Origin of the sequence: Micrococcus sp. KRD077, assembly GCF_017168505.1 — a bacterium.
Lineage (GTDB): Bacteria > Actinomycetota > Actinomycetes > Actinomycetales > Micrococcaceae > Micrococcus > Micrococcus luteus.
Genome location: NZ_JABFAZ010000086.1, coordinates 1 through 8,014 on the forward strand (window position 1 = coordinate 1; position 8,014 = coordinate 8,014).

Annotated in this window: 9 protein-coding genes and 1 pseudogene; 5 read left to right on the forward strand and 5 right to left on the reverse strand. The window is 69.7% G+C overall.

Going from position 1 to position 8,014, the window contains the following annotated elements:
- Together J1M39_RS11670 and J1M39_RS11675 are read right to left on the reverse strand one after the other, a co-directional pair.
- The coding region (locus J1M39_RS11670) for a hypothetical protein (protein ID WP_206496828.1) at window positions 1-971 on the reverse strand (971 nt) is incomplete at its 3' end.
- The gene (locus J1M39_RS11675) at window positions 968-1,195 is read right to left on the reverse strand and encodes a hypothetical protein (RefSeq protein ID WP_069941630.1); all 228 of its coding nucleotides are present in this window, start codon (window positions 1,193-1,195) and stop codon (window positions 968-970) included. The genes J1M39_RS11670 and J1M39_RS11675, both read right to left, overlap by 4 nt.
- Before the next feature lie 262 nt (window positions 1,196-1,457).
- On the opposite strand from J1M39_RS11675, the gene J1M39_RS11680 reads away from it, so the two are divergent.
- Both J1M39_RS11680 and J1M39_RS11685 read left to right on the forward strand, forming a co-directional pair.
- The gene (locus J1M39_RS11680) at window positions 1,458-2,264 is read left to right on the forward strand and encodes a hypothetical protein (RefSeq protein ID WP_101966131.1); all 807 of its coding nucleotides are present in this window, start codon (window positions 1,458-1,460) and stop codon (window positions 2,262-2,264) included.
- A 400-nt stretch (window positions 2,265-2,664) separates the two neighbouring features.
- Complete coding sequence (locus J1M39_RS11685; protein WP_101966132.1) at window positions 2,665-3,570, forward strand: replication protein RepA; 906 nt, start codon at window positions 2,665-2,667, stop codon at window positions 3,568-3,570.
- Window positions 3,571-3,622: 52 nt separating this feature from the next.
- Here J1M39_RS11685 and J1M39_RS11690 read toward each other — a convergent pair whose 3' ends face one another.
- From J1M39_RS11690 to J1M39_RS11700, 3 genes are all read right to left on the reverse strand, one after another.
- Window positions 3,623-4,249 carry a hypothetical protein gene (locus J1M39_RS11690; RefSeq protein ID WP_101966133.1) on the reverse strand — a complete coding sequence of 209 codons (627 nt, stop codon included), beginning with the start codon at window positions 4,247-4,249 and terminating at the stop codon, window positions 3,623-3,625.
- A gap of 1 nt (window position 4,250) precedes the next feature.
- Window positions 4,251-5,174, reverse strand: coding sequence for a ParA family protein (locus J1M39_RS11695; protein ID WP_061873039.1), 924 nt, complete (start codon window positions 5,172-5,174; stop codon window positions 4,251-4,253).
- A 184-nt stretch (window positions 5,175-5,358) separates the two neighbouring features.
- Entirely contained in the window at window positions 5,359-5,655 is a 297-nt protein-coding gene (locus tag J1M39_RS11700; RefSeq protein WP_101966134.1) for a helix-turn-helix domain-containing protein, read from the reverse strand.
- Window positions 5,656-5,799: 144 nt separating this feature from the next.
- On the opposite strand from J1M39_RS11700, the gene J1M39_RS11705 reads away from it, so the two are divergent.
- The 3 genes and pseudogenes from J1M39_RS11705 to J1M39_RS11715 form a co-directional block, all read left to right on the forward strand.
- A complete protein-coding gene (locus J1M39_RS11705; RefSeq protein ID WP_180951258.1) occupies window positions 5,800-6,504 on the forward strand; it encodes an SAF domain-containing protein in 705 nt (234 codons plus the stop codon).
- Window positions 6,501-7,325 carry a hypothetical protein gene (locus J1M39_RS11710; protein WP_031943866.1) on the forward strand — a complete coding sequence of 275 codons (825 nt, stop codon included), beginning with the start codon at window positions 6,501-6,503 and terminating at the stop codon, window positions 7,323-7,325. Before J1M39_RS11705 ends, J1M39_RS11710 begins: the two co-directional genes overlap by 4 nt.
- A pseudogene (locus J1M39_RS11715) lies at window positions 7,322-8,014 on the forward strand (hypothetical protein); the annotation flags it as partial. The gene J1M39_RS11710 and the pseudogene J1M39_RS11715, both read left to right, overlap by 4 nt.

Below are 8,014 nucleotides of genomic sequence, written 5' to 3' on the forward strand. Positions count from 1 at the left end.
TCGGGCAGCTCTGCCTCCGCCTGGATCAGGGCGCGCACCGGGGTGCCAGGCTGGACGGAGTCCAGGGCCTGGTCGGTGCGGATCTCCTGGATGAACAGGCGGGTGTAGGGGGCGGGGTCGATGGCGGCGAGCTTGTAGCCGGGGGCCAGGAAGCGGGAGACATCCGAGCGGCTGGCGCCGTAGGCCTGGAGGAAGCCGTCGAGCATCTTTCCCAGGTCGGTGTCCGGGCCGACCCGATGGGAGTAGTTCAGGGTGACGGGGTCTCCATGAGCCGGCCCCGGCACCGGGGTGGGGTAGCCGATGACCTGCAACTGGCCGGGGGCCTGCTCGTGAACGGCCACCTGGTAGTACCGCAGCGTGTAGGGGACCGGCTTGGCGGTGGCCCCAGCCGCCGGAGACGGACTGGCCGAAGACGGGGACGGCGACGGCGAGGCAGAGGACGTCGGCGAGGCGGTTGCCTGCCCCAGCAGGGACAGGCTCTCCGTCGCATCCGCCGCCTGCGGAGCGCCCGGGGTGCTCGGCGCCCCGGAGCGCTGCTCCACGTGGGCGGCGACGGTCACGGAGGTGATGCTCGGGTCCTGGCCGCGCTGGACGCCGGCCACGGCGACGTCGCGCACGCCCAGCGGCTCCACGGGCAGCTGGGGGATCTTCGTGCCACCGATGTAGGGCTCCAGCAGGCTCTGGTCATCGCGGGTGGCACGCAGCCACGCCGAGACGTAGGAGGTCGCCACGCCCTCGGCTGTGGACGTGTCGGGCACCTCCACCGTCGGCGCCGGCTGGGATGCCGTCGAAGCGGCCAGCACCACGGCCAGGCCGGACAGGCCCAGGCACAGCACCATCGCCCCGTAGAACCCGTAGAGCAGGACCCGGGAGGCCAGGCTGTTCACCTTGGACTTGGCCGGCGTCGGGCTGTTCTGCTCCGGCGCCTCCGCGGCGGGCTCGGTCTTCTTCTTGCGAGAGAGCAGTTTCACCGATCCTGCCCTCCCATCCGCCGGGCGATGAGGGTGGCCTCGCGCAGCTGGTCGGAGTCCAGGAGGCGACGCATCTCCTCCTGGCTGGCCGGGTCGAACGGCCGCGCACACAGGTCCGCCAGACCCGCCTCCAGGACGGTCTCGGCCTCCCGCATGGTCTGGGCCTCACGCACGAAGCTGGCCAGCTGCTCATCGGTCACGATCTCGGGGGTCTGCTCGGACATCTCGGGGGCTCCTTGGACGGGCGATCTCTCACCGGACTAAAGGCCGCCCGCGGGAACCGATGTCCCTCCCGTGCGGGAACTTTTTCTCCGCCCCTCCCCCACATCCGCATGATTCCGCCGATCTCCTGCGGTCCAGGTTCTGGAAATCCAGACGATCGGCAGATCCAGATCCAGATCCAGATTCGTTTCCCGACCTGCTCGTTTGGCTGGTCAGTGACCCGTCCGGGACGCCCGGACACCACTGATGGAGGGACCGAGTCCGATGAGCACCACCACCTACGCCCCGACCGTGATCGACCGCCTGAACGCCGAGTGGGCCGTGCGCTACGCCGAGACCTCCCACCCCTGGCCTCACGGCACTCAGACCGGCATCGAGCTCGTCCAGACGGTGGCCCGCAGCACCGTGGAGGCCCGTGAGCAGATCATGCGCGGCCTGCTCGAGCAGGCCGCGGTCGGCGACGAGGACTGCGCCCGCGCCGTCCTCCAGCTGATGCTGCCTCGCTTCACCCTGATCGCCGGCCGTCACACCCGCATGCGCATGGCCGCCATGCACGGAGACCACTCCGCCCGCGAGGAGGTCTCCGCCGCCGTCATCGCCGCAGCGTGGAAGTGGATCCGCAGGCCCTCCCTGCACCGGGCCGGCTCGTGCATCGGCAACCTCGCCATGGACGTGCTCAAGGACTCCCTGCTCGAGCGCAAGCTCTACGACGGCCAGTCCGACGTCGAGGCCCTGCCCTCCTGGCTGCCGCAGCTGGCCGAGGAGCCGGCCGACGATGAGGCCGCCGACAACGGCCGTGCCACCCGGGACCTGTGCGCCCTGATCGCCTGGGCTCGAGACAACGCCGTCTTCTCCAGCCGCGATGCCGCGGTCTTCCTGCGCTACCAGCTGGCCGACGAGGCCGAGCGCGCAGCCCTGAGCGACGAGTACGGCTACAGCGGCCGCGGCCTGTGCAAGCGCATCAACGTCCTGCGCACTCGCCTGACCCAGGCCGTGAAGGACTACGCCCTGGAGCGCAGCGAGCTGGCTCCCGACTACGCGGCCCTCATGGAGCAGGCCCCGGCCGCCTGAACCCCAGACCGCGACCACCTCACCGAACGGCTATCCACGGATGCACAGCGAAACCGCCCCCCCACTACAGGAGGAATACATGTGGTTTTACTACATGGGGACCCTCCAAAATCGGTGCAATCATGCCGATTCTGACGGGGTGGCTGTCACAAGATGCACACACTGGCCGTCACAAGATGCACGTGGATAACCTCCGGCCCGACCGGCGCACCGTCACAAGATGCACACACGCGATCGGCTTGATCCCGCCGATTTCGCCCCCAATCTGCGTCCACTCCGCCGACTATGAGCCCCCGTCACAAGATGCACGTGGATAACTCCCCGGCGACCGCAGTTCTCCACACCCGCTCCGTCCCCTCCACGCCCACCCGTCATCGGGTCCGAAAGGTCACCCTCAGCCATGAACCACACGCCGGACATCACCTCCATCGACGCGGCCACGCGCCCGGCCCTCTCGCCCAGGCGCCTGCGGCTGCTCGAGCTCAGCGAGGAGATCGAGCAGAACCCCGGCGAGGTCGCCTTCTCCACCCGCATCTGGGCCCAGCTGAGCCTGCCCTACCGCGACCCCGGAGCCACGGTCCCCCACTGGAGCCGACGCAACGGAGACACCACCCTGACGCTCTCCCCCGGCCCGGCTGGCTTCCCCTTCGGCGTCCTGGCCCGCTCCCTGCTCACCTGGATGTCCACCGAGGCCGTGCGCACCCGCTCCCGCCACCTGGACCCCGGCCCCTCCCTGCGCGCGTTCCTCTCCAGCGTCGGCACCTACCCCTCCGGGGCGAATCAGCGCCGTGTGATGGACCAGCTCCACCGGCTCAGCACGACCTCGATCATCATCGAGACCAGCCGCGAGACGCCCGGCCGGCGCACCCTCAGCGGCCAGAACATGCACGTGGCCCACCGCTACGAGCTCACGTACCAGCGTGGGGCAGACCATGCGCGCATCGAGCTCAGCGAGCCCTACTTCGAGGAGGTCATGCGCTCCCCCGTCCCGGTTCTCTCCTCCGCCCTGGCAGCTCTGGGCGGCTCGCCCATGCGCATGGACCTCTACGTCTGGCTCTCCTACAGGATGTCCACGCTCCAGCGCACCACCACCGTCTCCTGGCGCCAGCTGGAGACCCAGTTCGGCGCCCAGTACGCTCAGCCGCGCCAGTTCAAGGCCGCCTTCTTGAAGAACCTCGAGCCCGTGAAGCTGATCTACCCCCAGGCGAAGGTGGCCGTGGTGGACTCCGGCCTGCGCCTGCACCCCTCCGCCACCCACGTCCCGCAGGCAGCCCACCAGCGCCCCCGGCACCTGCGCGTGGGCTGATGCACCACGAAGGGGGGCGGCCCTACCGGGCCGCCCCCCTTCTCATGCCGGCTCAGCTCTTCGGCAGCCAGGCGTCGTACACCGAGGCGACCATGGCGCTCCGGGAGGGGGCGCCTAGACGGGCCACCTGCTCATCCAGCCAACCCCGCTGCTCCTGATCCAGGCGCAGCTGCACCTGCACGCCCCCCTGGCCGCGCGCGGCACCGCGACGCCCACGCGGCATCCCCCCGTCCCCACGCGGCTTGTGCCCGCAGGCCGCCAAGAGCTGATCGTCGCTGAGCTCGTCGAACGCGTCGATCAGCAGGTCCGTGTAGGTCCGATGCCGCTTGGCGGCCGCGGTCCGCAACCGATCCAGGACCGGGACGGGGAGGTAGACGGCCGTGTTGCGCACGACCAGCTCTTCCTCTTCGGGGACGTCCACACGGTCCAGCTCGACCACCTGCGCGCCTTCCTGCGGGACCGCGCGCCTCACGTCTGGCATCAGTTCCGGTGCGGTCTCCCGCGTGGCGACAGGCACCGTTTCCGGTGTGGTGTCCTGCGTGGATTCCGGTGTGGCATCTGGCGTGGTTTCTGGCATGGCGTATGGCACAGAGTCGACCTTCTCCGCCGGCTTCTTCTTGCCCCGGCCACGCGCGTTGAACACAGCGCCGAGTCCGTCTGCTCGATTGGGGGTCTCCATCTCAGGCGTCCTCCTCCTCGTCCTGACCCAGGGCGCTCAGGCGTCCCAGAATCTCCTGGGCCAGTGCGGCGTAGTCCCCTGCCAGGCCATCCATGGTCGACGCATGGAAGGTCGAGGCTTCACCGGCCTTGATGCGCGCGAAGCGCTCTCGGTGAGCGCGGGCCACATCGCTCTCGAGCTCGTGCACCAGGCGTCCGCTCTTGCGCAGGTCCTGGGCGGCGCCGGCGGCGTGCCGAATACGGGCGGTGAAGACGGCCTCGTCGAAGGCCAGCCCCTGGAGCATCTGCTCGAGCGCCTGGCGGGCCTCTCGCTCGATCTTCACGGCGCGCGCCTCCACATCGAACAGCGCCAGGCCCAACAGCTGCACGTCGGGGTTCGTGGTCTCGTGAACGGCCTGGAAGCGCTCGGCCGTCACAGCGACGCCGTCGAGGGAGCGGAGATCCGTCTTGGAGACGATGACCACGCCCTCGGCGACGCTGAAGGCGGCCTCGACCAAGGCGCGGTCTCCCGGGGGCGTGTCGATGACGACCAGGTCCCACTCCTCCATGACCTGGCTCAGGCTCCGGTGCAGAAGAGCCCCGAGGGGCGGGGCGTCGTAGCCGCGTGCCACCAGCAGGCTGATGATGTCAGCCAAACGAGGGCCGCCGCGAACGACGCCCAGGCCCGGGCGCATGGGATCCGTGGAGATCGGCAGCGGCGCCCCATCTTCGAGGGCTCGACGCAGCTCGATTCCGTCCGACTTCTCTAGACCGAGGTCGGGGGAGAGGTTGCCCTGGGGATCCAGGTCGATGGTGAGGGTGCGGATGCCGGCGGCCGCGGCCAGACCGGAGAGGTTGGCGACCAGCGACGTCTTGCCGGTACCGCCCTTGCCGTTGGCGACCGCCAGGACGCCTGGGATGGCGTATGAGCGCGCAGGGGTGGACATGAGGACCTCCTAGGTTCCCTGTGATCTGACTCCTTCAGTCTACTGCATCTCTCGGGAAATACCGAGAGGTTTCCCGAAGTGTTATGGCGTGCAACTGGTATAGCGGACGGTTGGGGACTGGCGCGCATACGGCGGTGTTATGGCATGAACGGCACTCCTGATGTGGTGCCGGTATGGCATGAGGTCACCGCTCGACGATCGCGCCCAGGGCCTCGATCATGGCGCTGTAGGCCTCCCGGTTGAGGCAGTAGGTCAGGCGTCGGCCCCGGCGCGCTTCGGAGGTGTCGCTGGAGGTCAGCAGGCCGGCTTCCTCGAGGGTGCGCAGGTTCAGGGAGAGGGTTGCGCGGGGGATGTCCAGGGACCTGGCGAGGTCGTGGGCGCCGAGGCCGGGGGAGCGGGCGATCAACACGAGGATGCGCATGCGCAGCGTGGAGTTGAACGCGACGACGGCCGTGTCGAGGGGGGATGCGGGGGCGCTCATGCAGAAATGTCTACCGTACAGAGGGACATGAGGGGGCGGTCCGGGCTTTATGCCTGGTGAAGGACCAAGCCACCTGCCAGTACGGCTGGCAGGTTTGGTACGCTCCCCGTGCAGTCCCCTCAGCAGCGAGAAAGGCAGGCCAAGGTGGCTCTGAGAAAGCGGTCGCCCAAGGTGACCCCCACCGAGAACCCGCGCGTCAGCGAGGCCGGCTCCAGCGCGGCGGCTCCCGTGGGCCGTCCTGCGCCGACGCCGGTGGCCAAGCGCCGCGTGGGCGGTGTGGCTGTCGCCGTCGCCCTGGCTGCCCTGGGCGGCCTCGGCGCGTTCGTGGGGACCCAGGCCAACGAGGCCAAGCCCTACCTGGTGGTGAACGCTCCCGTGGAGCGAGGGCAGAAGATCGAGTCCTCCATGCTCTCGTCCGTGCGCGTGGCTGGCGACCCCAGCGCGCTGGTCCCCGCGACCGAGGCCCAGCAGATCCAGGGGCAGGTGGCCACGACCGACCTCCAGCCGGGCAGCACCATCACGCGCACGTCCACGGCAACGTCCTTGGGTGTGGAGGCCGGCGAATCGCTGGTGGGCCTGGCTCTGGAGGTCGGGCGCCTGCCTGCCCGGGAGATGGCCGCAGGAGATCACGTCCAGGTCCTCTTCACCCCGGGCAACCAGAACACCAAGGCCGGTGACGAGAACCAGAATCACGACCCCGTCGCGGCCGTGATCGAGGCCAGCCACCATGACCAGAACAGCGGGAAGACCACCGTGGATCTGCGCGTGAAGCAGGCCGACGCCCAGAAGGTCGCCACCTGGGGTGCCGCCGGCACCGCCAGCGTGATCATGCAGGGAGCGCAGAAGTGAGCATCCTGACCCTTGCGGCCTTCGGCGTCAGCCCGGGGGTGAGCACCACGGCCGTGGCCATGACGTTGCAGTGGCCGCGCCCTGTGCTGCTCGTGGAGGCCGACGTCAGCAAGCCCTCATCCGTGCTCGCCGGGTGGTTGCAGGGCAGCATGCCGGCCGACAGCGGCCTGATGGGCATCGCCCACAACTCCATGCGACAGGCCCTGACGGAGCAGGACATCTGGGACTACGCCGTCGACCTGGGAACGGGCCAGGACGCTGGCCAGCCTTCCCGCTGGCTCCTGCCCGCCATGTCCGAGCCGCTGGCCGCGCGATCCATGCGGGGCCTCTGGCCGGAGTTGATGATGGCTCTGCGCGCCGTCTCCGGCCAGGACATCGACGTGATCGTCGACGCTGGCCGCTCCGAGAATGCCCACGGCCGGGAGGCGCTCTGGCGCGACAGCGACCACCTGAGCGTCGTGGTGCGCAGCGACCTGGTCTCCGTGGCCGCGGCGCGTGCCTATCTGCCGGCCGTGCTGGAGGCCCGCGCCACCGCGGGGGCAGTGGACACGTCCTCCCTGCTCGTGGTCGAAGATCGAGCCCAGGAGTTCCCCTCCAAGGACATCTCCAAGGTGCTGGGCCTGCCGGTGCGTGGACGCCTTCCCCAGAGCCCGGAAGCCGGCGCTCACTTCGGCGGGGGCGCCCAGGCGACGTCCTGGAGGCTGCGTTCCTACACGCGGGCCATCGGTGCCGCCAACGCCTCCCTCGCGGACGCGCTGATGGCCCGCCGCCAGCTCATCGAGGCGGATATGCCCACCGAGACCGGAGGAGAGCAGCGATGAAGGATCTGACCCCCGACATGTCCCTGGACCTGCTCAACCTCCCGTTCCTGACCGAGAGCACCCCGGCCAAGCCGGCCCGGCCGTCCCTGATCCCCGCCTCCGCCGGCGCTCACCTGGCTCGCCCGCTGGGCACTACCCCGTCTCCCACCGATTCCGCTGAGCTGCCCGGGCTGTCCCGGCCGCTGACTGCTGTGCCCGAGCCGGCACCGCAGGCCGAGCAGAGCGCCCCGGCCCGGCCGAGCAACACCACGGAGCTGACGGGCTTCTGGTCGATCGTCGACGTGCTGCGCGCCAAGGCCGTGGACTGGCACGCCGAGGAGACCGCCGACCGCATCGACCTGCCCGAGAGCGAGCTGCACGCCATGGGCTGGCGGCACATCGACCGCGCGATCATCGAGCAGATGCGTGAGAACGTGCAGACCGGCGGCCGCGACGCCGCATGGACTGCCGAAGAGCAGGCGGCACTGCGCCAGGCCACCTTCGATGCGATGTTCCGTCTGGGCCGATTCCAGGCACTCGTGGACGAGCCCGGGGTGGAGAACATCCACATGATCGGTTCCGATCACGTCTGGGTGGAGAAGGCCGGCGGCAGCATGGAGCGCCGCCCGCCCGTCTTCGAGACCGATGAGCAGATGATGGCCGAGCTCCAGTTCCTCGCCGCGAACGCGGGGGAGGAGTCCCGCCCCTTC